Origin of the sequence: Paraplanobispora siamensis, assembly GCF_016863175.1 — a bacterium.
Classification (GTDB): domain Bacteria; phylum Actinomycetota; class Actinomycetes; order Streptosporangiales; family Streptosporangiaceae; genus Planobispora; species Planobispora siamensis.
This window is the reverse complement of record NZ_BOOJ01000030.1, coordinates 214,945-238,384: the sequence shown is the minus strand read 5'-3', so window position 1 is coordinate 238,384 and position 23,440 is coordinate 214,945. Positions and strand designations below refer to the sequence as shown.

26 protein-coding genes, 2 tRNA genes and 1 other RNA gene are annotated in these 23,440 nt (G+C 71.0%); 18 read left to right on the top strand and 11 right to left on the bottom strand.

Features of this window, described 5'->3' with window-relative positions; genetic code table 11:
• The first annotated feature begins 14 nt into the window (after positions 1 to 14).
• Complete coding sequence (dnaN, locus tag Psi01_RS18620; protein ID WP_204065288.1) at positions 15 to 1,112, top strand: DNA polymerase III subunit beta; 1,098 nt, start codon at positions 15 to 17, stop codon at positions 1,110 to 1,112.
• Positions 1,113 to 1,148: 36 nt separating this feature from the next.
• Here dnaN and Psi01_RS18615 read toward each other — a convergent pair whose 3' ends face one another.
• The 6 genes from Psi01_RS18615 to upp all read right to left on the bottom strand — a co-directional run bounded on the left by Psi01_RS18615 (position 1,149) and on the right by upp (position 5,380).
• A complete protein-coding gene (locus Psi01_RS18615; RefSeq protein ID WP_204065287.1) occupies positions 1,149 to 1,838 on the bottom strand; it encodes a FadR/GntR family transcriptional regulator in 690 nt (229 codons plus the stop codon).
• Positions 1,839 to 1,961: 123 nt separating this feature from the next.
• A complete protein-coding gene (locus tag Psi01_RS18610) occupies positions 1,962 to 3,320 on the bottom strand; it encodes a helix-turn-helix domain-containing protein (protein WP_204065286.1) in 1,359 nt (452 codons plus the stop codon).
• A gap of 132 nt (positions 3,321 to 3,452) precedes the next feature.
• On the bottom strand, positions 3,453 to 3,983 hold the full coding sequence (locus Psi01_RS18605) for a PH domain-containing protein (protein ID WP_204065285.1): 531 nt from the start codon (positions 3,981 to 3,983) through the stop codon (positions 3,453 to 3,455).
• Positions 3,980 to 4,138, bottom strand: a complete 159-nt coding sequence (locus tag Psi01_RS18600) for a hypothetical protein (RefSeq protein WP_204065284.1) — start codon at positions 4,136 to 4,138, stop codon at positions 3,980 to 3,982. The genes Psi01_RS18605 and Psi01_RS18600 overlap by 4 nt, the downstream gene beginning before the upstream one ends.
• 126 nt (positions 4,139 to 4,264) lie before the next feature.
• A complete protein-coding gene (locus Psi01_RS18595) occupies positions 4,265 to 4,495 on the bottom strand; it encodes a hypothetical protein (protein WP_204065283.1) in 231 nt (76 codons plus the stop codon).
• A gap of 246 nt (positions 4,496 to 4,741) precedes the next feature.
• A complete protein-coding gene (gene upp, locus Psi01_RS18590; RefSeq protein WP_204065282.1) occupies positions 4,742 to 5,380 on the bottom strand; it encodes a uracil phosphoribosyltransferase in 639 nt (212 codons plus the stop codon).
• 159 nt (positions 5,381 to 5,539) lie between these two features.
• On the opposite strand from upp, the gene Psi01_RS18585 reads away from it, so the two are divergent.
• From Psi01_RS18585 to Psi01_RS18570, 4 genes are all read left to right on the top strand, one after another.
• On the top strand, positions 5,540 to 6,049 hold the full coding sequence (locus Psi01_RS18585; protein ID WP_373872501.1) for a tRNA adenosine deaminase-associated protein: 510 nt from the start codon (positions 5,540 to 5,542) through the stop codon (positions 6,047 to 6,049).
• A gap of 17 nt (positions 6,050 to 6,066) precedes the next feature.
• The gene (locus Psi01_RS18580) at positions 6,067 to 6,558 is read left to right on the top strand and encodes a tRNA adenosine deaminase-associated protein (protein WP_204065281.1); all 492 of its coding nucleotides are present in this window, start codon (positions 6,067 to 6,069) and stop codon (positions 6,556 to 6,558) included.
• Between the two features lie 79 nt (positions 6,559 to 6,637).
• The gene (gene tadA / locus Psi01_RS18575; protein WP_204065341.1) at positions 6,638 to 7,081 is read left to right on the top strand and encodes a tRNA adenosine(34) deaminase TadA; all 444 of its coding nucleotides are present in this window, start codon (positions 6,638 to 6,640) and stop codon (positions 7,079 to 7,081) included.
• A gap of 24 nt (positions 7,082 to 7,105) precedes the next feature.
• A tRNA-Ser gene (locus tag Psi01_RS18570) sits at positions 7,106 to 7,195 on the top strand.
• A gap of 99 nt (positions 7,196 to 7,294) precedes the next feature.
• On the opposite strand, the gene Psi01_RS18565 is transcribed toward Psi01_RS18570, so the two are convergent.
• Complete coding sequence (locus tag Psi01_RS18565; RefSeq protein WP_204065280.1) at positions 7,295 to 7,528, bottom strand: hypothetical protein; 234 nt, start codon at positions 7,526 to 7,528, stop codon at positions 7,295 to 7,297.
• A 300-nt stretch (positions 7,529 to 7,828) separates the two neighbouring features.
• Between Psi01_RS18565 and ypfJ the strand changes: the two genes are divergently transcribed.
• Both ypfJ and Psi01_RS18555 read left to right on the top strand, forming a co-directional pair.
• On the top strand, positions 7,829 to 8,683 hold the full coding sequence (ypfJ, locus tag Psi01_RS18560) for a KPN_02809 family neutral zinc metallopeptidase (protein WP_204065279.1): 855 nt from the start codon (positions 7,829 to 7,831) through the stop codon (positions 8,681 to 8,683).
• Positions 8,684 to 8,775: 92 nt separating this feature from the next.
• Positions 8,776 to 9,078 carry a type II toxin-antitoxin system VapB family antitoxin gene (locus Psi01_RS18555; RefSeq protein WP_204065278.1) on the top strand — a complete coding sequence of 101 codons (303 nt, stop codon included), beginning with the start codon at positions 8,776 to 8,778 and terminating at the stop codon, positions 9,076 to 9,078.
• 100 nt (positions 9,079 to 9,178) lie between these two features.
• On the opposite strand, the gene Psi01_RS18550 is transcribed toward Psi01_RS18555, so the two are convergent.
• A tRNA-Ser gene (locus Psi01_RS18550) sits at positions 9,179 to 9,267 on the bottom strand.
• A gap of 175 nt (positions 9,268 to 9,442) precedes the next feature.
• On the opposite strand from Psi01_RS18550, the gene ffs reads away from it, so the two are divergent.
• Together ffs and Psi01_RS18540 are read left to right on the top strand one after the other, a co-directional pair.
• Positions 9,443 to 9,541: signal recognition particle sRNA small type (ffs, locus tag Psi01_RS18545), an RNA gene on the top strand.
• Positions 9,542 to 9,572: 31 nt separating this feature from the next.
• Positions 9,573 to 11,954: a DNA polymerase III subunit gamma and tau gene (locus Psi01_RS18540; RefSeq protein ID WP_204065277.1), complete on the top strand. Its 2,382-nt coding sequence runs from the start codon at positions 9,573 to 9,575 to the stop codon at positions 11,952 to 11,954.
• 198 nt (positions 11,955 to 12,152) lie between these two features.
• On the opposite strand, the gene Psi01_RS18535 is transcribed toward Psi01_RS18540, so the two are convergent.
• Positions 12,153 to 13,634: a GAF domain-containing protein gene (locus tag Psi01_RS18535; RefSeq protein ID WP_204065276.1), complete on the bottom strand. Its 1,482-nt coding sequence runs from the start codon at positions 13,632 to 13,634 to the stop codon at positions 12,153 to 12,155.
• A 415-nt stretch (positions 13,635 to 14,049) separates the two neighbouring features.
• Here Psi01_RS18535 and Psi01_RS18530 point away from each other — a divergent pair, with 415 nt between their 5' ends.
• The 5 genes from Psi01_RS18530 to Psi01_RS18510 all read left to right on the top strand — a co-directional run bounded on the left by Psi01_RS18530 (position 14,050) and on the right by Psi01_RS18510 (position 17,965).
• On the top strand, positions 14,050 to 14,403 hold the full coding sequence (locus Psi01_RS18530; protein ID WP_203872621.1) for a YbaB/EbfC family nucleoid-associated protein: 354 nt from the start codon (positions 14,050 to 14,052) through the stop codon (positions 14,401 to 14,403).
• Between the two features lie 3 nt (positions 14,404 to 14,406).
• The gene (gene recR / locus Psi01_RS18525) at positions 14,407 to 15,006 is read left to right on the top strand and encodes a recombination mediator RecR (RefSeq protein ID WP_203872622.1); all 600 of its coding nucleotides are present in this window, start codon (positions 14,407 to 14,409) and stop codon (positions 15,004 to 15,006) included.
• Positions 14,999 to 15,529 carry a DUF5063 domain-containing protein gene (locus tag Psi01_RS18520; protein ID WP_203872623.1) on the top strand — a complete coding sequence of 177 codons (531 nt, stop codon included), beginning with the start codon at positions 14,999 to 15,001 and terminating at the stop codon, positions 15,527 to 15,529. The genes recR and Psi01_RS18520 overlap by 8 nt, the downstream gene beginning before the upstream one ends.
• A 91-nt stretch (positions 15,530 to 15,620) precedes the next feature.
• Positions 15,621 to 16,895, top strand: coding sequence for an aspartate kinase (locus Psi01_RS18515; protein WP_204065275.1), 1,275 nt, complete (start codon positions 15,621 to 15,623; stop codon positions 16,893 to 16,895).
• Positions 16,892 to 17,965, top strand: coding sequence for an aspartate-semialdehyde dehydrogenase (locus Psi01_RS18510; protein ID WP_204065274.1), 1,074 nt, complete (start codon positions 16,892 to 16,894; stop codon positions 17,963 to 17,965). Before Psi01_RS18515 ends, Psi01_RS18510 begins: the two co-directional genes overlap by 4 nt.
• Positions 17,966 to 18,098: 133 nt before the next feature.
• Here the strand turns inward: Psi01_RS18510 and Psi01_RS18505 are convergent, their stop codons facing one another.
• Entirely contained in the window at positions 18,099 to 18,656 is a 558-nt protein-coding gene (locus Psi01_RS18505) for a hypothetical protein (RefSeq protein WP_204065273.1), read from the bottom strand.
• A 156-nt stretch (positions 18,657 to 18,812) separates the two neighbouring features.
• On the opposite strand from Psi01_RS18505, the gene Psi01_RS18500 reads away from it, so the two are divergent.
• From Psi01_RS18500 to Psi01_RS18490, 3 genes are all read left to right on the top strand, one after another.
• Positions 18,813 to 19,487: a TetR/AcrR family transcriptional regulator gene (locus Psi01_RS18500; protein ID WP_239127820.1), complete on the top strand. Its 675-nt coding sequence runs from the start codon at positions 18,813 to 18,815 to the stop codon at positions 19,485 to 19,487.
• Between the two features lie 187 nt (positions 19,488 to 19,674).
• Positions 19,675 to 20,643 (top strand): LLM class F420-dependent oxidoreductase, encoded by a 969-nt coding sequence (locus Psi01_RS18495; protein WP_204065272.1) that lies wholly within the window; start codon positions 19,675 to 19,677, stop codon positions 20,641 to 20,643.
• 173 nt (positions 20,644 to 20,816) lie between these two features.
• Positions 20,817 to 21,155 (top strand): YkvA family protein, encoded by a 339-nt coding sequence (locus Psi01_RS18490; RefSeq protein WP_204065271.1) that lies wholly within the window; start codon positions 20,817 to 20,819, stop codon positions 21,153 to 21,155.
• Between the two features lie 49 nt (positions 21,156 to 21,204).
• Here Psi01_RS18490 and Psi01_RS18485 read toward each other — a convergent pair whose 3' ends face one another.
• Positions 21,205 to 22,401, bottom strand: coding sequence for an amidohydrolase family protein (locus tag Psi01_RS18485; RefSeq protein WP_239127819.1), 1,197 nt, complete (start codon positions 22,399 to 22,401; stop codon positions 21,205 to 21,207).
• Positions 22,402 to 22,731: 330 nt separating this feature from the next.
• Between Psi01_RS18485 and Psi01_RS18480 the strand changes: the two genes are divergently transcribed.
• The gene (locus tag Psi01_RS18480; protein WP_204065270.1) at positions 22,732 to 23,439 is read left to right on the top strand and encodes a hypothetical protein; all 708 of its coding nucleotides are present in this window, start codon (positions 22,732 to 22,734) and stop codon (positions 23,437 to 23,439) included.
• Position 23,440: the final 1 nt, after the last annotated feature.

Sequence of the window (23,440 nt, the reverse complement as noted above, 5' to 3'; positions counted from 1 at the left end):
AGAAGGGATCTCAGGTGAAGTTCCGGGTCAACCGCGATGTCCTGGCCGAGGCCGTGGCCTGGTCCGCTCGTGTGCTGCCGAGCCGTCCGACCGTCCCGGTGCTCTCCGGCCTGCTCCTGGAAGCGGGCGAGGATCTCGTGCTGTCGGCCTTCGACTACGACGTCTCCGCCCGCGCGTCCGTGGAGGCCGACGTGGAGGAGCCCGGACGGGTGCTGATCCCGGGCCGGATCCTCGCGGAGATCACGCGGAGCCTGCCCGACGAGCCGGTGGAGGTCGTCACGACCGGAGCCGAGGCGGTTCTGACCTGCGGAAGCGCCGAGTTCGGCCTGCTGACCATGCCGGTCGAGGACTTCCCGACGCTGCCCGAGATGCCGCCCGTGATCGGCGCGGTCGGCGGCGGGGTCTTCGCCGCGGCGGTCGGCCAGGTCGCCCCGGCGGCCAGCCGCGACGAGGCGCTGCCCATGCTGACCGCCGTCAGGATGGACGTCTCCGGCGACCGCGTGACCATGGCGGCGACCGACCGTTACCGCATCGCCTCCCGCGACTTCGAGTGGCGTCCCGCGCAGCCCGACGTCACGGCCGCGGCCATGGTCCCGGCCCGGGTGCTGGTCGAGGTGGCCCGGTCGCTGCGCGGCGGCGAGGTGTCGATGGCGCTGGGCGAGGGCATCGCCGGTTTCGAGAGCGTCGGCAGGAGCACCACGGTCCGCCTGCTCGACGAGCAGTTCATCGACTACCGCTCGCGGCTGTCCGGCGACTGGTCCATCCGGGCCGACCTGCAGACGGCCCCGTTCATCGAGGCGATCAAGCGGGTGGCGCTGGTCGCCGGGAGCAACACCGCGATCCGCCTGTCGTTCACCCAGGGCAGGGTGGTCCTCCAGGCGGGCGGGGGCGACATCGGCCGCGGCACCGAGACCGTCGCCGCCCATCTGACCGGCGACGACATCGAGATCGCCTTCCAGGCCCAGTTCCTGCTGGACGGCCTGGCGGGGGTGCAGACCGAGCTGGTCCGCCTCAACATGGAGTCCTCCACCCGCCCGGCCCTCATCGCCGAGGTCCCCGGCGACGCCGACCCCGCCTTCCGCTATCTCGTGATGTCGCTGCGCCTGACCTGAGGCGGGCGGGACGCGGGGAGGGGCCGGCGCGCGGCGTCAGGAGGGCAGGTCCTGCGCGTCGGTCAGGGCGATCAGGATGTGCTCCATGCACGCGTGGCCGGCGCGCTCGGCGGCGCTCGCGTCACCGGCGGCGATGGCGCGGGCGATCGCGTCGTGCGGGATGTAGCTGCTGTTGAGCGAGGTGCCGGCGGCGGTGATGCTGGCGCGCAGGGCGGTCGAGAAGTCCTCGTAGAGATCGATCAGGACCCGGTTGTGGGTCGCGTGCACGACCGCCATGTGGAAGGCGAGGTCGGCCTCGACGAAGGTGCCGGGCTCGCCGAGCTCCCAGGCCTGCTCTCGGGCGGCCAGGGCGCCCTCGATGCGGGCGATGTCGTCGTCGGTGCGCCGGGTGGCGGCCAGCCGCGCGGCCTCGACCTCCAGCGCCCGCCGTACCTCCAGGATCTCCAGCTGCTCGGCGGTGCGCAGCCGCCGCTGCATGGCCCCCGACAGCTCGCTCGTGGCGCGGACATAGGTCCCGTCGCCCTGGCGGCACTCCAGCAGACCCGCGTGGGTGAGGGCCCGTACGGCCTCGCGGACGGTGTTGCGTCCGACCCCCAGCTGCTCGGCAAGCACCGTCTCGGTGGGGATCTTGGCGTTCATCTTCCAGGAGTTCGAAGTGATCTGCTCTTTGAGCTGATCGATCACCTGGTCGACGAGGGACGCTCGCTGCGCCGTACGCAGACTCACAGTCCGCCTCCTCTGGGGGAACCAATCATCCTATGAGTCAATGACTGATAGACCCTAATTATTCCAGAGGCATAAAACCAAATCCGCAGCTCCAGGAGCAAGGAAGGTCTAACCGTGCCGGTCCTATCGGGCCAGCGCGGGATCGACCGTCATGCCCACGAGGGCGTCGCGCACTCCGACGGTTTCCAACGCCTTACGATACGCGCTCATCTGCTCTTCGGTGGCCCGGGCCCTGCCGTAGAGGTCTCCGAGGCGGCGCCACACCCGCGCGGCGTCGCGGTTGAAGCCGGGGAAGGTGGGCTGCGGGTCGGCCAGCAGCTCCCGGGCGCCGTTCAGGAGGGACAGGACGTTCTTCTCGCCGCGCGCCAGCGCGACCTCGGCGAGCATCAGCCGCGCGGTGGCGCCGGTGGCGCCGGAGCGGCTGCCCAGCAGGTCGAGGACCGTGGAGGCCAGGCGCTCGGAGGCGTCCAGGTCGCCGCTCTTCAGCTCCACGGTCGCGAGCACGATCAGGCTCTTGGCGTGGTCGTGGACGTGGCGCGAGAAGGAGGCGAAGACCTCGCCGGCGGTGGTCGCCAGCCGCCGGGCCTCCTCGATCGGCTCGTCGTCGAAGGAGCAGGCCAGACGCGCCCACTCCGTCGCGATGTGGGCCAGCTTGACGGCCATCCGGGCCTGGTGGCCGGTGGCGATCGCGTCGTCGGCCAGGCGGACGGCCAACGCCGAGTCCTCGCCGTCGGCGGCGGTGATGCTCGCCTGCCACAGGGCGTGGACCTGCTCGTCCTGGTCGGCCACCGAGGGCACGCCGTTGGCCAGGATGACCTGCCGGACGTAGGCCAGGCCCGGGGAGCGCCGGCCGTGCGGGGCCTCGGTCTCCAGCAGGCAGGCGGCCAGGTCGACGGCGATGCCGCCCTGCACCAGAGAGAGCCGGTCGACCTGGGCCAGGGCCTCCAGCGCCAGGTCGCGGGCGCGCAGGATGTCTCCGCCGTAGCGGTAGCAGCGGCTCAGGGCGACCGTCAGGGGCAGGTCGGCCAGGCGCTCCGGATGGGCGGCGGCCTCCCGGCGGAGCCTCTCGAAGGACTCGACCGCGGCGGCGATCCTGCCCTGGGCCTCCAGCGCGCGGGCCCGTCCGAGCCGGGCGTGGGCGGCGAGGATGGCGTTCTCCTCGCCCGCCACCTTGACGATCTCGTTGAAGCGCTCGGCCGCCACGGCGGGGTCGCCGTGGTGCAGCTCCAGCTCCGCGTGACGCAGGCCGAGCTCGGTGTCGATGCGCTGCCGCGGCTCGATGCCGTGCAGAAGGAACTCGGTGGTGCAGCCCAGGCGCTCGGCGAGGAGGCGCGCGACCACGGGGGTGGGCGTGCGCTTGCCCGACTCGATGAGCGAGACATAACTGTCGGAAAGGTCTGGCCCGGCGAGCTGCGCCTGTGACATGCGCCTGCTCAGCCGCAACCCGCGGACACGGTCACCGATGGTTCCCTGACTCGGCATCTGATCTCTCAGGGCGGGGGATGGTCAATGTCTCCGCCATGATTGCATGAAGAAGTCGAATAGGGTAACCCCGAGAGAAGAATCCCAGGCCGGACTCTCTCCCTTCCCTATGCCATAGCGGTCATGGGGACATTAATCATCCGACGGGTCAGTGCTGGGGAATAGCATCTGGCAGACCTCGAGGTAGAGCGTCTCGGGATACGGGATGTAGGGGACGGTCGACAATGCCTGATCCTGACCGGCCGATTCCAGGATGAACTCTCCGTATCCCAGCATTCGGCCCAGCAGGGACCGCTGGAAGCTCATGTCGGTGACCTTGGTGAGCGGCATCATCGCGACCTTGCGCGTGATGAGGCCCGTGGTGAGCAGCATGCGCTTGGAGGTCACCACGAAATAGTCGACCGACCACTCCGCCACCTTCCACACGAAGCGGATGAGCAGCAGGAGCCAGGCCCACCAGACGATGACGATGCCGCCGTCGACGCTCTGCTTGCTGAGCCAGGTGCTGAGCAGGCCGGCGATGATGAGGCCGCCGAAGACCTCGGCGACGGGACGGAGCAGTACGGCCGGGTGACGCCGCACCATGATGACCTGGTGTTCGTGGGGGAGCAGGTAGCGGTTGACCGACGAGGGGGCTGAATCCCCGTGGGTCACTAGTCTCATGACAGATGGGAGACGAACTGGGCCAGGGAGTCGGCCGCGTCGAACACGGAGTCGAGAGCGCCCTTCACCGCTCCTGCCGCGTCATCCGGTCTTTTGAACAGGAAGAACGCGGCGAAACCTATGGCGCTGTACTTCATAATCGTTTTGACCTGCACTGCGGCCTCCTGCCACCACTCACCCACTGCACCCGACGTATACATTACCCACGCCCCCGGCGGGGTAAAGCGTGTCGACCCATCCGGTCTTCGTCCGTGCGAAGCCCGCGGGGCCGGCGGTTCCGGTCACTCGTGTCCGCTGACGACCAGCGCGAGGACCTCGAGGTGTTTGCGGGCGATGCGTTCGACGAGCCCGGGATGGGCGTACCCGGTGATCTCCAGGGCGCCGTAGTGCGCCGCGTCGATGCAGCGGGTCACCGTGGCGGCCGGGTGGATCGCGGAGAACTCCTCCCGCAGCGTGGCACTGACCTCCGCGTAGGGATCCGGCTCCGGCACCGGGTTGTTTCGCTCGCTCACTGTTCCCCCGACGTGCGCCCACGGCCGTTCGGCACGATGGAGCGCAAGAGATGCTTCGGCACTCTTCGTACCCATACAACGACAGATTGTAACGATAGAGGGGAGGAAACGCCCCAACGACGGGCGGAAAGCGGCGAGGCGGGACGCCGCCGGGGTTTCCGGCGGCCCGGCCGCGCTGTCAGGGGCGGCGCCGCGGAGGCTGTCCGGGCGCCGCAGAGGTTGTCCGGACGTGTCGGCTGTGCGGGCTCAGACGACGCCGTAGAGACGGTCTCCGGCGTCCCCGAGGCCCGGGACGATGTAGCCGTGCTCGTTGAGCCGCTCGTCCAGGGCGGCCGTCACCAGGCGGATCGGCCTCCCGCTGCCGGCGAACGCCTTGTCCAGGTAGGCGATGCCCTCGGGCGCGGCCAGCAGGCACAGCGCGGTCACGTCGTCGGCGCCGCGCTGGAAGAGGAACTCGATGGCCGCGGCCAGCGTGCCGCCGGTGGCCAGCATCGGGTCGACCACGTATACCTGGCGCCCGGACAGGTCGTCGGGGAGCCGGGTGGCGTAGGTCTCGGCCTGGAGGGTCGACTCGTTGCGGATCATCCCGAGGAAGCCGACCTCCGCGGTCGGCAGCAGCCGGGTCATCCCGTCGAGCATGCCGAGGCCGGCGCGCAGGATCGGGACGACCAGGGGATGCGGGTGCGCCAGCCGTACGCCCCGGGCCGGGGCGACGGGGGTCTGCACCGTCACCTCGCTGACCCGGACCTGCCGGGTGGCCTCGTAGGCGAGCAGCGTCACGAGCTCGTCGGCCAGCCGCCGGAAGGTCGGCGAGTCGGTGTTCGCGTCCCGCAGGACGGTCAGCTTGTGGGCTACAAGCGGGTGGTCAACGACCAGGGTCTCCATGGCCGTCAACGGTATCCCGGACCGCGCGTGACCAGGACAGCGGATCGGGCCCGACACGCGCGAGGGCGGATTTGATCACAATTTGGCCGGAGAGGCATACGGGTATGCCGCGCGTCTGAAAGCATTGACCTCCATACAGGCCGCTCGGTGGGGATGACGATGACAGACGAAGATGCACTCGACTTCGCCATCGTGGTCTATCGCGAAGACGACAGCTGGGAAGCGGAGATGCTTCCGGTCGCGCTCACGACCGATCTCCACGGCCTGATCCACGCCCTGCGCCAGCAACCCAGCATGAGCGGCGCGATTGGGCTGGTCGCCGTGGGGGATGAGTTCTTCGTGGCGCTACGGGTGTTCGGCGAGACGGTGGAGGTCTTCCTCTCAGACATCGCCGCGTCCTGGGACTTCCCGCTCGCCCGGCAGGTGCTCGAATACCTCGACGTGCCGGTGCCGGACGAGGACGAACTCGAGGCGATCCTGCAGGACGAGGAGACGGCGCTCCCCGCGGGAGACCTGTCGATCTTCGCCGACCTGGGGCTCGACGAGATGGAGCTGGGCGTCCTGTCCGGAGACATCGACCTTCTTCCCGAGGATGTGCTGTCCAGCATCGCCGCGCGGCTCGGATTCTCCGAGCCGTTCGAACGCGCCATCGACTCCGTGTTCGGTTGATCTCGGGGAGATCGGTCATGCCCTCCAGACGCTCCGGCAACAGTGTTTTCTCGGCTGCTTTCGTCCGCACCGCCAAGGGTTGGAACGGTGCGGAGGTCGATCTCGGCGACGTCGAGCTGGTCGACGACCTCGGAGACGCGGTGCAGGAGCACCTCGCTCTCGACGGTGACGAACTGACCCTGCTGTGCGTCGAGGTGGAGGACGAGTGGTTCGCGATCGTCCGCTACCAGGACGAGGAGGAGCCGCGCGCGTTCCTGTCCGACGCCCAGGCGGGGCACACCGACGATCTGGGCGCGCTCTTCAGCGAGCTGGCGGGGGTCGCGCCCGACACCGACACACCCGAGATGGGCGTACGGCCCGCAGGCGACTTCGAGCTCCTGAACGATCTGGGTGTGACCCCCGAGGAGCTCATCGAGCTCAGCATGGAGGAGGGCGCGCTCCCCGCGGACACGCTCTCCGTCATCGCCGAGCGGCTGGGCTTCGCCGACGAGCTCGACCGGCTGCGCTGACGGGCGCGCCGGCGACGGCACCACCGGGAGCTGACGGACGTTGACCGACCAGGGGTCCCCGGCCTCCTACGTCCCCGCGATGCGGCTCGCCCTGGCGCAGGCCGTACAGGCCGGCGAGCGGGGGGAGGTGCCGGTCGGCGCGGTCGTTTTGGGGCCCGGCGGGGCGGTGCTCTCCCAGGCGGGCAACGACCGCGAGTCCCTGCACGACCCGACCGCCCACGCCGAGGTGCTGGCCCTGCGTACGGCGGCGCGCGAGCGGGGCGGGTGGCGGCTGGGCGGCTGCACCCTGGTGGTCACGCTGGAGCCCTGCACCATGTGCGCCGGGGCGGCGGTGCTGGCCCGGGTCGACAGGATCGTCTACGGCGCCGTGGACGCCAAGGGCGGCGCCGCGGGCTCGCTCTGGGACGTCGTCAGGGACCGCAGGCTCAACCACCGTCCCGAGGTCGTCATGGGCGTGCTGGCGGACGAGTGCGCCGAGGCGCTGACGGACTTCTTCGCGCTCCGCCGATCGCGCGAGCAATAGCGGTTATCCGGTAAGCTGCTCGGCGGTGGTGTCGCCTAGTGGCCGAGGGCGCACGCCTCGAAAGCGTGTGATGGGGCAACTCATCCGTGGGTTCAAATCCCACCACCACCGCCATGGGAGGGCCTCCGATCCGGGAAACCGGGCCGGAGGCCCTTCGCTCTGTCTGCGGTGCCCGCCTGTCTCCGGCTTCTTCGCCGTGATCGTGACGGGTTCCTACCGCTCCGCCACCGCGGGGGGCGCGTCCGTGCGCAGCCAGCGGGGCAGCAGGGACTGGACGGCGGGGATCGCCATCACGCGGGCGAAGGCCCCGGCCACGGCCAGGGCGGTCGCCACGCCGGGCAGCGCGTCGGGGATGCCCGTCGCGTCCACGATCAGCGGGAGCGCCACGCAGACGCCCACGGCGGTCTGCAGGGCGGTGCGGATTGCGCGTTTGGTGTCGTCGGTCATGGTTCTCCTCGGGGGATGACCATGCCCCGGGCGGCGCCACACGGGGCGGGGGATGGAGCGGGCGCACGGCTCTCACCGGCCGGTGCCGTGTCCCGGGAGGACGGGCGATCGCGTCTTACGTTTGTGGGATACCCGCCGCTGAGCTGCGATAATCACTCAAAGCTATGTTCATTTAACAGAATGTGACGAATGTTGGAGGTTGGGGGGGAATGAGCCTCCGCCGGGTCGTTCCGGCCGGCGGCATGCCGGGCGCTTCTCTGGGCAGAGGGGGTGCCCAAGCGGAGTGAAGGGACGTCGGCGATGGATTTCAAGGACGATGTCCAGCTGGACAGCTCGCAGGTCGAGAGCGGCGGCCGGGGAAGGCTCCCCGGCGGCGGGCTCGCGGTCGGCGGCGGCGCGGCGGGGATCATCGCGCTCATCGTGGCGCTGATATTCGGGATCAATCCCGGCAACATCACCGGCGGGAACCCCGAGCCGGTGAGCCCCGGCTCGAACCTGGGGGCGCAGTGCAAGACGGGAGAGGACGCCGACCAGAACGAGGAGTGCCGGGTGGTCGGCGTGGTCAACAGCATCCAGGAGTACTGGCCCACGGTCGTCGACGGGTACCAGCCGGCCAAGACCGTGCTGTTCTCCGGCGCGACGAACACCGGCTGCGGCGCCGCCGACTCCTCGGTGGGGCCGTTCTACTGCCCGAACGACCAGCGGGTCTATCTCGACCTGAGCTTCTTCGACCAGCTGCAGAGCAGGTTCGGGGCCGAGGGCGGGCCGTTCGCGCAGGCCTACGTGATCGGTCACGAGTACGGCCACCACATCCAGAACCTGACCGGCGCCCTCAGCCGGTCGCAGAACGACCGGCAGGGCCCGGAGAGCGGGGCGGTCCGGGTGGAGCTGCAGGCGGACTGCTACGCGGGCGCGTGGGCCAAGAACGCCTACGAGACCGGATTGTTCGAGAAGCCGTTCACCCAGGCCGACATCCAGGAGGCGCTGAGCGCGGCCGCCGCCGTGGGTGACGACAACATCCAGGAACGCGCGCAGGGCCGGGTCGATCCCGAGGGGTTCACGCACGGCACGTCGGAGCAGCGGGTCAAGTGGTTCACCACCGGCTACGAGACCGGCGATCCCAACCGGTGCGACACCTTCTCCGGAGGGATCTGAAAAGGCTTCGCCGACCCGGCTGGAAGGTCCGAGCAGGTAAGAAGGGGATGCCGCAGCAGGCAAAGAGGCGGAATCTCTCCTAAAATACATGGGTGATCTTCAAGCTGGTCGGCGATGGACGGCCTTACCCCGAACACGGCCTCTCCAACCGCGAGTGGGCGCAGATCCCGCCGCGGCAGGTCCGGCTCGACACCCTGATCACCACGAAAGCGGTGCTGGATCTGCACTCCCTGCTCGCCAAGGACTCCACGTTCTACGGCGACCTCTTCCCGCACGTGGTCCAGTGGCGTGGCGAGCTGTACCTGGAGGACGGCCTGCACCGCGCTCTGCGCTCGGCCCTGCACCAGCGCTCGGTGCTGCACGCCAGGGTCCTGGAGCTGCCCTCGGACGCCTGAGCGTTCCGGTTTCGTCGAGGTTCCAGGGCCGGAGCGGGCCGGAGGGCGTCCCTGGACGCCGGAAGGGGCCGGACCACATAGTGGTCCGGCCCCTTCGGGATGGCGGAGGATAGGAGATTTGAACTCCTGAGGGGTTGCCCCCAACACGATTTCCAATCGTGCGCCCTAGGCCAACTAGGCGAATCCTCCGCCGCAAAGCTTAGCGGACTTTCGAGAGTGCGTCGCACACCATTCCGAGGGCGGCATTCCGGGAGTGTCGGGCGGGGGAACCGAGGGGACCTCCGAAGGGCGCGGCCCGTACCTCCGGAGGACGCGGTCCGCGGGATTCATGGACCCGAGCACTGCGGCGGGAGGATAGACTGTGTCCGGACCCCTCGCGCGGCGTCATCCTGTGAACCTCCCCAGGGCCGGAAGGCAGCAAGGATAAGCGGGCTCTGGCGGGTGTGCGAGGGGTTCCTTCGTTGCAGGACCCCTCGAAGGCGGGAGCTCCCTGGATGAGTCTGGCGCTCTACCGCAAATACCGGCCCGGAACCTTCGCCGAGGTCAAGGGTCAGGAGCACGTCACCGAGCCGCTGCGGCAGGCGCTGCGGAGCGGCCGGATCAACCACGCCTATCTGTTCAGCGGTCCTCGCGGGTGCGGCAAGACCTCCAGCGCGCGGATCCTGGCCCGCTCGCTCAACTGTGAGAAGGGCCCGACCCCCGACCCGTGCGGCGAGTGCGAGTCCTGTGTCGCGCTGGCCCCCACCGGTCCCGGCCACCTCGACGTCATCGAGATCGACGCGGCCTCGCACGGCGGCGTCGACGACGCCCGCGACCTGCGTGAGCGCGCCTTCTTCGCGCCCGTGTCGGCGCGCTACAAGATCTACATCATCGACGAGGCGCACATGGTGACCCGCGAGGGGTTCAACGCGCTGCTCAAGCTCGTCGAGGAGCCCCCGCCCCACCTGAAGTTCGTCTTCGCGACCACCGAGCCGGAGAAGGTCATCGGGACGATCAAGTCCCGCACCCACCACTACCCCTTCCGGCTGATCCCCCCGGCGGCCCTGCGCACGCTCATGGAGGAGATCCTCACCTCCGAGGACGTCCCCTTCGAGCCCGCCGCGCTGCCGCTGGTCGTGCGCGCCGGAGCGGGCTCCGCGCGTGACTCGCTGTCGATCCTCGACCAGCTGTACGCCGGCTCCGACGAGAACGGCATCACCTACGCCCGCGCGGTCTCCCTGCTCGGCTACACCGACGGCGGCCTGCTCGACGACGTGGTCGCGGCCTTCGCGGCCCGGGACGGCGCCGCGGTCTTCCAGGCCGTGAACCGGGTGATCGAGGGCGGTCACGACCCCCGCCGCTTCGCAATGGACCTGCTGGAGCGCTTCCGCGACCTGGTGATCCTGGCCAACGTGCCCGGCGCGGCCGGCAGCGGCCTGCTCGACCGCCCGGCCGACGAGCTGGAGCGGCTCCAGGCGCAGGCCGCCTCGATGGGCGCCGCCGACCTGACCCGGGCCGCGGAGGTCTTCAACGCCGGCCTGATCGAGATGCGCGGGGCGGTCTCGCCCCGGCTGCTGCTGGAGCTGATGTGCGCCCGGGTGCTGCTGCCCGCGGCCACGCAGGACGAGGCGGCCCTGCTCGCCCGCCTGGAACGGCTGGAGCACGGCGGCGCGGCGGTTCCCGCGGGATACGCGTCCTCCGCGTCCTCCGCCCCCGCGGCGTACGCGTCTTCTGCCGGGCCCTCCGCCCCGGCCGCGTACGCCTCTCCTTCCGCGCCCTCCGCTCCCGCGGCGTACGTGCCTCCCACAGCGGTCACCGGCGCGCCCTCCGCCCCCGCGGCGTACGCGCACGGGTCGCCGGCCCAGCCGGGTCCGGCCTCCGGCGCCTCGGGTGTCTCCGTGCCCGCCGTGACCGCGCCGCCCGTCCAGGCGCCCGCCCCGCAGCCCGCCGCGGTCTCCGCCGCACCGGCCCCGGCCGGGCAGGACGACGACTGGCCCGCCGCTGCCAGGCCCGGCGCCCCCTCGGCCGAGCCGCGGGCCCAGGACCAGCCCCAGAGCCGGCCGCAGCAGGCGCCGTCCGCGCCCCCGTCCGGGTCCGAGGCGATGGCCGTCCAGCAGGCCTGGCCGCAGGTGCTCGAGGGCGTCAAGCAGCGCAGCAAGTTCACCTGGGCCCAGCTGAACGGCCACGCGCAGGTCGTCGGGGTCGAGGGCAAGGTCGTTACCCTCGGCTTCCTCCAGGTCGGCGCGATGAGGAGCTTCGTCGGCGGCGGCAAGGACGCGGTCGTCGCGGCGGCCCTGCAGGACGTCCTGGGCGGCAGCTGGAAGGTCGAGGCCGTCGTGGGCGGCTCCGGAGGCGGGGCTCCGGCCTCGGGCGGACGTCCCCCGGCGCCGCCCACCCCCGCGCAGCCCCCGGCCGCTCCGTCGTCTCCGGCCCCCGCTCCGGCTCCGCGGCCCGAGACGGCGACGGCCCGTGCCTCCGTTCCCGCCCCGGCCGCGCCGCCCGAGCAGGAGAACGGACCGGCTCCGCAGAACACGGCCCGCCCGGCTCCCGAGAGCCCGAGGGCCGGGACCGCCGTCGACGTCGCCCCGGCCCGGACCACCACGGACGAGTCCTGGCCGGACGCGCCGATGCCGGAGGACCCCGGCTCGCCTCCCCCGCCGAACCCCGGCCTGGCCGCCGCCCGCTCGGCCGCCCGGGCCGCCGCCCAGACGGGCCCCAGAGCCGCAGGCAACAAGACCGCCTGGCCCGACGCCGTCCCGGGCCGCGCACCCGCCCCCGAGGCCGACGAGGTCGACCCCCTGAACGACGCGGACGCCGACGTCGACGAGCTCACCGGCATGGCCCTCATCCAGCGCGAACTCGGCGGCCGGATCATCGAGGAGATCGACCACAGCTGACCCGCCGGCTCGCCGTACGACGGCGCCGACGCTCGCCGTACCACGCCCCGCCGTACCGGCGCCGGGAGATGGATGCCCGGCGAAGCGGGGCCGCGGTGTCGCCTCCCGGACGGAGTGGGCAGATCCGCTTGAAGACACCATGGTCAGTCAGACGGTGGGCCAGACTCCACCGGGAGGCGCTCACCCACATCCTCACGGTCAGTCGAGGGTGTTCAGGCGGATGCGGGCGGTGGCTGCCCGGGGGTCGTCGGGGGGGAGGGTGGCGGTCAGGCGTTCGAGGATCTGGACGTCGTCTCTGCCGCCTTCGGTCTCGGCGTAGGCCCACAGGTCCTCCGGGGTGCCGCGGCGCAGCACCCGGGCGCGCACCTGGCCCTCCAGTTCGTCGCGTTCGCGGCGGATGGCGGGGGACTCCGAGCGGGGCAGCAGCGGGCCGCCGTAGGCGCCGGTGAACGGGGTCGCGGCGCCGCCGGTGAGTGAGCGCCTGACGGCGACGAAGTCGGCCTCGACGGTGCAGGCCAGGCGGTACGGCTTGGCGGAGATGACCGGGCCGAGCTGGGCGCGCAGGCGGTGGATCTCGGCCCGGATCGTCACCGGGTTGCCCTCGTCGCCGTACAGGTGGAAGGAGAGCTGGTCGGCCGTCAGGCCCCGGGGGTGCAGCGCGAGAAGGGCGAGGATCTCGGCGTGGCGCAGGGACAGGGGCACCGTCGCCCCGTCGATGCGCGCCACGGGGTGCTCGGCGCCCAGGAACGACAGGACCAGCACGGGCGTGTGCGCCCGGTTGGGGAGACGCAGCAGGAAGCCGCCCTTCAGCGGCTCCAGCACGCCGGTGCGGCCGTCCGGCAGGACCACTGCGTTCCCGGAGCGGGGCAGGTCGATCCGCTTCCACGAGTCGGCGGGCTCACCGGCGACGATCCGGCCGGTCGTGGTCACCAGGGCGCCCGCCTCGCCGCGCAGCGCCCGCAGGCGGCCCTCGTAGCGGGTGCGGAACCGGTCGTCGCGCTCGCGCATGAACAGGGCCAGGTGGCTCTCGGCCAGCCGCGCCGCGGTCTCGACGAGGGCGACGGTCGCCGGATGCAGAGCGCGCGTGATCCCGCTGATGTCGACGCAGCCGATCACCTTGCCGCTGTCGGGGTCGGTGATCGGGGCCGAGGAGCACGACCACGGGTGGAGCACGCTGAGCAGGTGCTCGGCCGAGCGGACGTGGACCGGCCGGCCGGTCGCCAGGGCGGTGCCGATGCCGTTGGTCCCGACCACGCCCTCACCCCAGTGGAAGCCGTCGGCCAGGCACACCTCGTCCGCGCGGTTCAGCACCTGGTGGTTGCCGTCGCGCCAGAGCACGCGCCCCTCCGCGTCGGTGATGACGAGGATGTGGGCGGTCTCGTCGGCCGTGCGCAGGAGGCTCTCGGTGAGGAGCGGCAGCAGCCTGCTCATCGGGTGCGCGGACCACACCTCGGGGACGTCGTCCCTGTCGAGGGCGAGCGGGGCCGCGGTGATGCCGGGGTCGACGCCGGCGTCGAGGGAGCGCCTCCAGGAGTCGAAGATCACACCGCGCGGGGCGTCGTCCGCCTCGCCCCCCGTCAACGGCCCGCCGGTCAGCGCGGCCTCGTGCAGGCGGCGTAATCGCGTCGGATGGGCGTCCTGCCGATGGACCGGGACGGACCTCGGGTGGCCGCTGGTCATACATCACCCCTCGATGCCCCTCGGTCTGCGGCCCACGGCCGGATGAACCCGGCGGTAGGGCCTTCTTCCCGTCCGCTCATTGAAGCAAACCAGGCGTCGCAGGGTGAGCGAACGGGTGCAACGTGTATGCAACTCACTCCCGGTTACCTTTCAACCGCACACCGCCGTGCGCGGCCGCTCCGGTGGTTGTGCCGCCGGGTCCCGGATGTCTGGAGGGGGGTCCGGGGCCCGGCGGGAGCCGGGTCCGCCAGAGAGAACGGGCGGGGTACGTCCGCGTCCTCGGGGAAGCCGTCGGGAGTCACAGCGGAAGTCATCGCGGAAGCCGTCGGGAACACGTACCCGGGCCGGTGCACGATGCGGCCCCGACCCCGTAGGCTCGGTTGCGACTGACGTCACGGACGAGGAGCGCACGACGGTGAACCCAGGGGATGTCAACCTCCAGCAGCTGCTGGAGCAGGCACAGCTCATGCAGCAGCAGCTCGTGAGCGCCCAGCAGGAGCTGAACGATGCGGAGATCGAGGGCTCGGCGGGCGGCGGTCTGGTCGTGGCCACGGTCAACGGCGGAGGCGAACTGCTCGAACTGAAGATCAGCGCGGAGGCCGTCGACCCCGGCGACCCGCAGGAGACGGCCGACACCATCGCCGACCTGGTCATCGCGGCGATCAGGGACGCCGTGCGGGCCGCGGCCGACCTGCAGCAGGAGAAGCTCGGCCCGCTGGCCCAGGGTCTGGGCGGCGGAGGCGGACTCGGCCAGCTTCCCGGGCTCTGAGCCATGTACGAAGGGGTCGTCCAGAACCTGATCGACGAGTTGGGCATGCTGCCCGGCGTCGGTCCCAAGAGCGCGCAGCGAATCGCGTTCCACCTGCTGGCCGCGGAGCCGACCGACGTCAAACGGCTCGCGCACGCGCTCCTGGAGGTCAAGGAGAAGGTCCGCTTCTGCCGGATCTGCGGGAACGTGGCGGCCGAGGAGGAGTGCCGGATCTGCCGTGACACCCGGCGCGACCTCCATGTGATCTGCGTCGTCGAGGAGCCCAAGGACGTCGTGGCGATCGAGAAGACGCGGGAGTTCCGCGGCCGCTACCACGTCCTGGGCGGGGCGATCAGCCCCATCGACGGCGTGGGCCCCGACGATCTGCGCATCCGGGAGCTGATGACGCGCCTGGCCGACGGCCAGGTGACGGAGCTGATCCTCGCCACCGATCCCAACCTGGAGGGCGAGGCGACGGCGACCTATCTCGCCCGTCTGGTGAAACCGATGGGTTTGAAAGTCACACGACTGGCCAGCGGTCTGCCGGTAGGCGGTGATCTCGAGTACGCCGACGAGGTCACCTTGGGCCGCGCGTTCGAAGGACGGAGGCTGCTGGATGTCTGATGAATGGGGCGCGTTCGCGGACCGGATCGCGGTGCACGCGCAGAACTACCTCGACGGCCTGACCCGGCTGGCCGGTGGCGAGGGTGGCGACGCCATCCTGCCGCTGCTGCTGGTGGAGGTCGCCCAGGTCAGCTCGGCCGGTGCGCAGCTCGGCGCCAGTCAGGACGTGATCCTGTCCGGCAACTGGGAGCCGCACCTGAGCGAGGACCCCGACGTCGACCCGCTGCGCACGGCCCTGGCCGAGCGGCTGGGCCCGGTCGACGACTACGCCGAGGTGTTCGATCCCTACAAGGACACCTCGGTCACGCCGTACCGCCTGTCGGACGACCTCAGCGCGGTGGCCGCCGACCTCAACCACGGGCTGCGGCACTATCGGGCGGGCCGCCCGCTGGAGGCCCTGTGGTGGTGGCAGTACTCCTACTTCAACACCTGGGGCAACCACGCCGGAGCGGCGATGCGGGCGTTGCAGGCGCTCGTCGCCCACACCCGCCTGGACGTGGCCGAAGAGCGCACGACGGTGTGATCGTCCACATAGTGGTCTACACCAGAGGGACCATATCGGTCCCCCAGTAGACTGATGACTCCACAGCCCTAGATTGCTTCGGAGACATCTCGTGGCGCTCGTTGTTCAGAAGTACGGTGGTTCGTCCGTCGCCGACGCGTCCTGCATCAAGCGGGTCGCGCAGCGGATCGTCGCGACGAAAAAAGCCGGCAACGACGTCGTGGTGGTCGTCTCCGCGATGGGTGACACCACCGACGAGCTGCTGGACCTGGCCCAGCAGGTGTCGCCGCTGCCCCCGGGCCGTGAGCTCGACATGCTGCTGACCGCCGGCGAGCGCATCTCCATGGCGCTGCTGGCGATGGCGATCGCGAACCTGGGCCACGAGGCCCGTTCGTTCACCGGTTCCCAGGCCGGCGTCATCACCGACTCCACCCACGGCAAGGCGCGGATCATCGACGTCACGCCCGGGCGGCTCCGCGAGGCCGTCGACCTCGGGCACATCGCGATCGTGGCCGGGTTCCAGGGGGTCTCGCAGAACACCAAGGACATCACCACGCTGGGCCGGGGCGGCTCGGACACCACCGCGGTCGCGCTGGCGGCCGCACTGGAAGCCGACGTGTGTGAGATCTACACCGACGTGGACGGCGTCTTCACCGCCGACCCGCGCGTCGTGCCGGCCGCCCGCAAGATCGACAGAATCTCCTACGAGGAGATGATGGAGATGGCGGCCTGCGGATCGAAGATCCTGCACCTGCGCTGCGTCGAGTACGCCCGCAGGTTCGACCTTCCGATCCACGTCAGAAGCTCGTTCAGCACCAAGGAAGGCACGTGGGTCGTCTCCGACCCCGACAGTGAGGGAACAGAGATGGAGCAGCCGATCATCTCCGGCGTCGCGCACGACCGGAGCGAGGCCAAGATCACCGTTGTCGGGGTTCCCGACAAGGTCGGCGAGGCTGCCACGATCTTCAAAACGCTGGCGGACGCCGAGATCAACATCGACATGATCGTTCAGAACGTGTCGGCGGCGGCGACCGGCCGGACGGACATCTCCTTCACCCTTCCGACGAGCGACGGCCCCACGGCCCTGTCCGCGCTGAAGAAGGTCCAGGACCGCATCGGCTTCGAATCGCTGCAGTTCGACGACCAGATCGGGAAGGTGTCCCTGATCGGTGCGGGCATGCGCTCGCACCCCGGTGTCACCGCCACCTTCTTCGCCGCCCTCGCCGACGCGGGGGTGAACATCGAGATGATCTCCACCTCGGAGATCCGCATCTCGGTGATCGTCGGGCAGGACGAGGTCGACGCGGCCGTCAGCGCCGCGCACCGCGCGTTCGATCTCGACGCAGACCAGGTTGAGGCCGTTGTCTACGGAGGTACCGGGCGATGAGCGCTCGCAAGCCCACCCTTGCCCTTATCGGCGCGACCGGTGCCGTGGGCACCGTCATGCGCGACATCATCTCCAGCCGTGAGGACGTCTACGGCGAGATCAAGCTCGTCGCCTCCGCCCGTTCCGCGGGCAAGGTCCTGCAGGTCCGCGGCGAGGACGTGGTCGTCCAGGAGCTGACCCCCGAGGTCTTCGACGGCGTCGACATCGCGATCTTCGACGTGCCCGACGAGGTCTCCGCGACCTGGGTGCCGATCGCCGCCGAGCGGGGCGCGGTCGTCATCGACAAGTCCGGCACCTTCCGGATGGACCCGGACGTGCCGCTGGTCGTGCCGGAGGTCAACCCCGAGGCCGCGCGCAACCGGCCGCGGAACATCATCTCCACCCCCAACTGCACCACGCTGTCGATGATGGCGGCGATGGGCGCGCTGCACGAGGAGTACGGCCTGCGCGAGCTGGTCGTCGCCTCCTACCAGGCGGCCTCCGGCGCGGGCGTGGCCGGTTCGGCCCGCCTCTACGACGAGGTCGAGGCGCTGGCGGGCGACCGTACGGTCGGGCAGACCGCCGGTGACGTGCGCAAGGCGATCCAGAACAAGCTGGGCGAGGACGAGTCGCCGTTCCCGGCGCCGCTGGCCTTCAACGTCGTGCCGTGGGCGGGCTCGCTCAAGGACGGCGGCTGGGCCTCCGAGGAGATCAAGCTCCGCAACGAGTCCCGCAAGATCCTCGGGATCGACGACCTGAAGGTCTCGGCGACCTGCGTCCGCGTCCCGGTGATCACCACGCACTCGCTGGCCGTGCACGCGACCTTCGAGCGCGAGATCACCGTCGCCGACGCCCACCGGATCCTGGAGGCCGCCCCGACCGTCGTCGTCATGGACGACCCGGCCAACGGCGTCTTCCCGACCCCGGCGGACGTCGTGGGCACCGACCCGACCTACGTGGGCCGGATCCGCCAGGCGCTCGACTTCCCGAACACGCTCGACCTGTTCGTCTGCGGCGACAACCTCCGCAAGGGCGCCGCCCTCAACGCCGCGGAGATCGCCGAGCTGGTCGCGGCGGAGTTCGCGGGCTAGACCCCGCGGGATCACGTCATCACGGCCGTGCGGCGCCCGGCGCCGCACGGCCCCGGTCGCGCCCCGGTGCCGCCCGTACGGCGCGCCGGGGCGCGGTCGTGTCCCGGAGCCTCAGGACGGCTCCGGGACGGCCTCAGCGCAGCAGGATGTCCCAGTGGTCCGACGTGCGGGCGTACAGCGCGCCCGGGGCGCGGTAGAGCCGTGCGCCGTCGTCGCGCAGGCCGTGGAAGGGATACCTCCGGGTGATGTGGCGGTCGACGCATCCGTTGAGCGCGATGTCCAGCTTGTAGCCGGTGTAGTGGCTGTAGCGGCCGTGCTCGTGACCCGTCTCGGTGCCGCCGGTCAGGGTGATCGGGCAGCCGCTGCGGCGTTTGAGTTTGATCACCTTTCTCAGGCTGACGACCCGTAACGCGTCGAAGGAGGTGCACCGCGGGTTCCGGCGGTCGGCGCACCCCCCGGACGACGTCCAGCTCAGGCCGGCCCGTTTCAGCCGTTTGACGGCCTGGTCGTGGTCGAGGCGTGCGGGGCGGTCGGCCGCGGTCGCGGGCCCCGGCAGGAGCGTGACGAAGGAGGCCTGCAGGACCAGCAGGGCCCCGGCGGCGACGGCCGCCCGTGCGCAGGCGCCGCGTCCCGGCGTGCGGGTCCCGGCATCCGGCCGGCCCGTCCGGTGTGTACGAGGGAGTGTTCTCATTTCCTCATCCCTGTCGCGGTTCGCCCTTCCGCCGACAGGAGCAATCCCCACGGTCCAAACCGGCCGACTCCTCTCACGGCATGATTTTTGTGCTGTGATGCCGATCACGATGAGCCGCGATGACCTAACCCGGCCATCCGCCGTACAGTGACGAACGTGGCCGCGCCGATTCAGAAGAACCGGGGATCTGAAAGGACCCGAGAGATCATCGTGGAGACCGCCCTGCGGCTGTTCCGCGAGCGGGGGTACGAGGCGACCACGATGCGGGCCATCGCGGCCGAGGCGGGCGTCTCGGTGGGCAACGCCTACTACTACTTCGCCTCCAAGGAGGCGCTGATCCAGGCCTACTACGACCGGGCGCAGGCCGAGCACGAGGCGGCGTGCGAGGGTCTGCTGGCCACCGAGCGCTCCTTCGCCGGACGCCTGGGCGGGGTCCTGCGCGAGTGGGTGCGGGTCTCCGAGCCGTACCACGAGTTCGCGGTGAAGTTCTTCAAGCACGCGGCCGAGCCGACCAACCCGCTCAGCCCGTTCAGCGTCGAGTCGTCGCCCGCGCGGGAGTCGTCCATCGCGATCTACCGCCGGGTCGTGGAGGGTTGCACCGACCGGATGGACGCCGAGCTGCGGGCGGAGCTGCCCGAGTTGCTCTGGCTGCTGTCGATGGGCGTGGTCCTGTTCTGGGTGCACGACACCTCCGAGGGGTGCCGCAAGACCTACCGGCTCATCGAGCTGACCGTGCCGCTGGTCGACCGGCTGGTCGGGCTCTCCCACCTGCCGGGCCTGCGGGGCATCGCACGGGACTTCATCGCCGGGGTGCACGAGCTCCGCTCCTGAGCGCGGGCCGCCGGGGTCTCCGATCGCCACGGGGCGGGGAGACCGTCTCCCGCAACATACCGTCCGGTTGGTATGGTCGGTGTGTTGACGCCTCCCCGGGTGGGTGCGGCAAGCTACACCAGAATCTCGTTCTGGAAATCTGGAGTCCCGGGCGAGGGACCGACGAGGGACCATGGGAGGCAGCACGATGGCGACGGGTGCACGCTGGGGGATGACGGTCCCCTTCTACGACCGCTCACTGGCCCGCTCGAAGGAGCTGGTGGCCGAGCTGCCCGGGCTCGGCTACACCGACGTCTGGTCGGCCGAGGTCAACGGCGTCGACGGCTTCACGCCCCTCGCGCTGGCCTCCGAGTGGGCGCCGGGCCTGCGCCTGGGCAGCGCGATCGTCCCGGTCTCCACCCGGGGTCCCGCCCTGCTCGCCATGTCGGCCGCCACCCTCGCCGACCTGGCCCCCGACCGCTTCGTCCTGGGCATCGGGTCCTCCTCCCCGGCCATCGTCGAGCGCTGGAACGCCGGGGAGTTCGTCAAGCCCTTCTCCCGGACCCGCGACACGCTGCGCTTCCTGAAGAAGGCCCTGGCCGGCGAGAAGGTCACCGAGAAGTACGAGACGTTCGAGGTCAAGGGCTTCAAGCTGGAGCACGCCCCCAAGGTCCAGCCGAAGATCGTCCTCGCCGCCCTGCGGCCCCGGATGCTCCACCTGGCCGCCGAGGAGGCCGACGGCGCGATCACCAACTGGCTCTCCCCGCAGGACGTCCGGAAGGTCCGCGCCGAGATCGGCCCGGACACCGAGCTGATCGCCCGGCTGTTCGTGTGCGTCAGCGAGGACGCCGACAAGGTCCGGGAGCTGGGCCGGTGGATGCTCGCCAGCTATCTGACCGTGCCGGTGTACGCGGCCTTCCACGACTGGCTGGGACGCGGCGAGGTGCTGCGTCCGATGCACGAGGCCTGGGCGGCCGGAGACCGTCAGGCGGCCCTGAAGGCCATCCCCGACGAGGTGGTCGACTCCCTCATCGTGCACGGCGACGCGGCCACCTGCCGGGCCAGGATCCGGGAGTACGTCGACAACGGCCTCGACACCCCGGTGCTCGCCCCCATCCCCGGCGGCGAGGTGCCGATCACGCAGGCCGTACGCGACCTGGCCCCCGACGCGGGCTGAGCGCCGCCCGAAGGCGCCGGGCGGCCCCGCCGTACCGGCGCCCTCTCCATGCCCGCGGTCCCGCGGAAGGGTACTGGGTACGGATGGAACTCGGCGGGGGAGGCACGCGTTATATCGTGTTGAGGCCGGGTAGGGGACACGGCCGGACGAGCGTGCTCCCGAGGAGGGGTTCCATGGCGAAGGCGGCACGGGCGGCTCAGGCCTGGCGGGCGTACAGGGAAGTGGCGAGGCCGGGGTCGCCGGGCATCGGCGCCAGGCTGCGGGCGATCCCCCGGCTGCTGAGCGGGGTGATGAACGGGACGTATCCCGGCATGGGCAAGGGCAGGCTGGCCATGATGGGCCTCGGCGTGCTCTACATGCTCTCGCCGGTGGACGTGATCCCGGAGTTCCTGCTCCTGGCCGGGGTGGTCGACGACTTCGGGGTCTTCCTGTGGCTGATGACCTCGCTGCTCGGTGAGAGCGGGCGCTACGTCGACTGGGAGCGCAGGCGCATCCCGGCCACCCTCTCCTGAGGCGGGCGCGGGCCGGAGCCGTCGCGCCGCCGGAGGGTCCCGCCGGGAGTCACAGCTCCTCCATCCTGAGCCAGGCGCGCGAGGGCAGCGGGTGGCCGAACAGGCGGGCGGCGTTGCCGTAGGCCACCCGGGCGATGTCGGCGGGCGGCAGGTTGCCCATGTTCCGGGTGATGGACTCCTGGGTGTCGGGCCAGGTGGAGTCGGAGTGGGGGTAACCGCTCTCCAGCAGGACGTGCTCCAGGCCGACGGCCAGGCGAACGCCCGACAGGGCGTGGTCGTTGAGCGTCCCGAAGAAGAAGTTGCGGCGCAGGACCTCGCTGGGCTTCAGGCCGCCCTCCCAGGGCGCCTCCCCGGCGACGGGGTGGTCCAGCGCGTAGTCGGCGCGCTCGGCCAGCATCGGCAGCCAGCCCACGCCGCCCTCCACGATCAGGATCCGGAGCGCGGGGAAGCGCAGCGGCACGCCCGACCAGAGCCAGTCGGCGCAGGCGAACATGGCGCTGGCCGGCATGAGCGTGGTGATCGCCTCGACCGGGGTGTCCTTGGACGGCACGGGGACCCAGGACCCGCTCCCGGCGTGCAGGCACACGACCGTGCCGGTCTCCTCGCAGGCCCGGAAGAACGGGTCCCAGTGGTCGCTGTGGATCGAGGGCAGGCGCAGGCGGGAGGGGAACTCGGGGAAGAGCACGGCCTTGAAGCCCCGCGAGGCGTTGTCGCGGATCTCCTTGGCGGCGATCTCCGGGTCGGTCAGCCACGGCAGCTGCAGGGCGATGATCCGCTCGGGGTAGGTGCCCGCCCAGACCTCGACGTGCCAGTCGTTCCACGCCCGCAGCACGGCCAGGCCGAGGTCCTGGTCGCGGGTCCTGGCGAAGACCATGCCGGCCTCCCCGGCCAGCATCCCGGGGAAGCACAGCGCCGCCCAGACGCCGCCCCGGTCCATGTCCTGGATCCGGGCCTCGATGTCGTGGCAGCCGGGGCGCATGTGCTCGAACCGGACCGGGTCGAGCGTCCACTGCTCGCGGGGGAGCCCGGCGCCGACGTCGAGCCCGGCGCACGGGTAGGTCGCTCCGCCGTACCGCCAGACCTGATGGCCGGACTCGGTCTCGACCACCTTGGGAGCGAGGTCGGCGTATTTCTCGGGGAGCCGTCCCTCGAACATGTCGGGCGGCTCGATCAGGTGATCGTCGGCAGAGATGATCACATAGTCCCGCCGCCTTGGCTCGGGGTCGGGGAGCAGCGGCGTCGTCACGCGATTAACGGTACGGGGCTGGCATAACACTGGACAAGCCGCTTGGTCTCGTGTTGATGCCGGATGCGCCCCGGAGACACCGGAGGGGGGATAGGGAGGCGACCCCGGGGCGCGGACCCGCGGTGAGGGTGCCGCCCGCTGCGGGTCCTGGGGACGCTCCCTACCCCGATAAAACCGGAATATCAGTCTTGCCCAGGAGATGTCGTTCCGGCGGGGCCGATCTCTTTACGGCGGCCGAACCGCCGCCCTGGTTCTATGGGCGCGTTCTACAGGGCGCGCCACGCGCCGTAGCCTGGCGGAAGCCGGCGTCACGGGGGAGCGGGAGTACAGGTGCAAGCGGTTGTTCCGGTGCGGGGAGCGGTGCCGTACGGCGCGCGTCTCGCGCTGCTGTTCGTTCTGGCGCTGTCGACCGTGATCGTGCACCTGAACCAGAACCCGGCCCTGCGGGACGCCGAGGAGCTCATCGGCGACCTGCGGGCCGGGACCGTGACCAGGGTGGTCTACGACGGCAACTGGCCCGCCTACGGCTCCCTGACGTGGTCGAGCGGCCCGCTCTCCTGGAGCCAGGCGAAGTTCGACCAGCCCGGCGACGTCTGGGACCCCGTCACCACCCGGCTGATCCCCGAGGCCCTCGAACGGCGCCAGGAGGCCTTCATGGCCCGCGTCCGGGCCGCGGCCGGGCCTTCGGTCGAGATCGTGCGGACCGACGGCGGCAGGGGTTTCCGGGGGCCTGCGGTGTTCACGGGCTCGCCGGCCTACGGGCGGTGGTGGCAGCCGTTCGCGCCGGTGGCGGTGGCGGCCGAGGTGCTGGCCTGGCTGCTCATGCTCACCCGCCGCGACCACCGCTACGCCAGCCGTCCCGCCTGGACGTGGATGTTCCTGACCGGCGGGTCGTTCCTGTACGTCCTGCTGGAGCCGTACCCGCTGTGGCGCGGGCGGCCGTACGAGGTGCTGCCGGCGCGGGCCAGGATCGACGGGACGGGCGGGTTCGTGCTCGCCGTGGCGGTCATGCTCGGCCTGGGGCTGGCGACGACCTGAC

Coding starts and splice junctions, on each gene's coding strand:
- upp (WP_204065282.1), bottom strand. CDS start 5,380: ATGGAGACCCTGGTCGTTGACCACCCGCTTGTAGCCCACAAGCTGACC.
- Psi01_RS18505 (WP_204065273.1), bottom strand. CDS start 18,656: ATGAGAACACTCCCTCGTACACACCGGACGGGCCGGCCGGATGCCGGG.
- tadA (WP_204065341.1), top strand. CDS start 6,638: ATGCGGCTCGCCCTGGCGCAGGCCGTACAGGCCGGCGAGCGGGGGGAG.
- Psi01_RS18565 (WP_204065280.1), bottom strand. CDS start 7,528: ATGACCGACGACACCAAACGCGCAATCCGCACCGCCCTGCAGACCGCC.
- Psi01_RS18610 (WP_204065286.1), bottom strand. CDS start 3,320: ATGCCGAGTCAGGGAACCATCGGTGACCGTGTCCGCGGGTTGCGGCTG.
- Psi01_RS18510 (WP_204065274.1), top strand. CDS start 16,892: ATGAGCGCTCGCAAGCCCACCCTTGCCCTTATCGGCGCGACCGGTGCC.
- Psi01_RS18535 (WP_204065276.1), bottom strand. CDS start 13,634: ATGACCAGCGGCCACCCGAGGTCCGTCCCGGTCCATCGGCAGGACGCC.
- recR (WP_203872622.1), top strand. CDS start 14,407: ATGTACGAAGGGGTCGTCCAGAACCTGATCGACGAGTTGGGCATGCTG.
- Psi01_RS18580 (WP_204065281.1), top strand. CDS start 6,067: ATGCCCTCCAGACGCTCCGGCAACAGTGTTTTCTCGGCTGCTTTCGTC.
- Psi01_RS18605 (WP_204065285.1), bottom strand. CDS start 3,983: ATGAGACTAGTGACCCACGGGGATTCAGCCCCCTCGTCGGTCAACCGC.
- Psi01_RS18540 (WP_204065277.1), top strand. CDS start 9,573: ATGAGTCTGGCGCTCTACCGCAAATACCGGCCCGGAACCTTCGCCGAG.
- Psi01_RS18490 (WP_204065271.1), top strand. CDS start 20,817: ATGGCGAAGGCGGCACGGGCGGCTCAGGCCTGGCGGGCGTACAGGGAA.
- Psi01_RS18585 (WP_373872501.1), top strand. CDS start 5,540: ATGACAGACGAAGATGCACTCGACTTCGCCATCGTGGTCTATCGCGAA.
- ypfJ (WP_204065279.1), top strand. CDS start 7,829: ATGGATTTCAAGGACGATGTCCAGCTGGACAGCTCGCAGGTCGAGAGC.
- Psi01_RS18520 (WP_203872623.1), top strand. CDS start 14,999: ATGTCTGATGAATGGGGCGCGTTCGCGGACCGGATCGCGGTGCACGCG.
- Psi01_RS18495 (WP_204065272.1), top strand. CDS start 19,675: ATGGCGACGGGTGCACGCTGGGGGATGACGGTCCCCTTCTACGACCGC.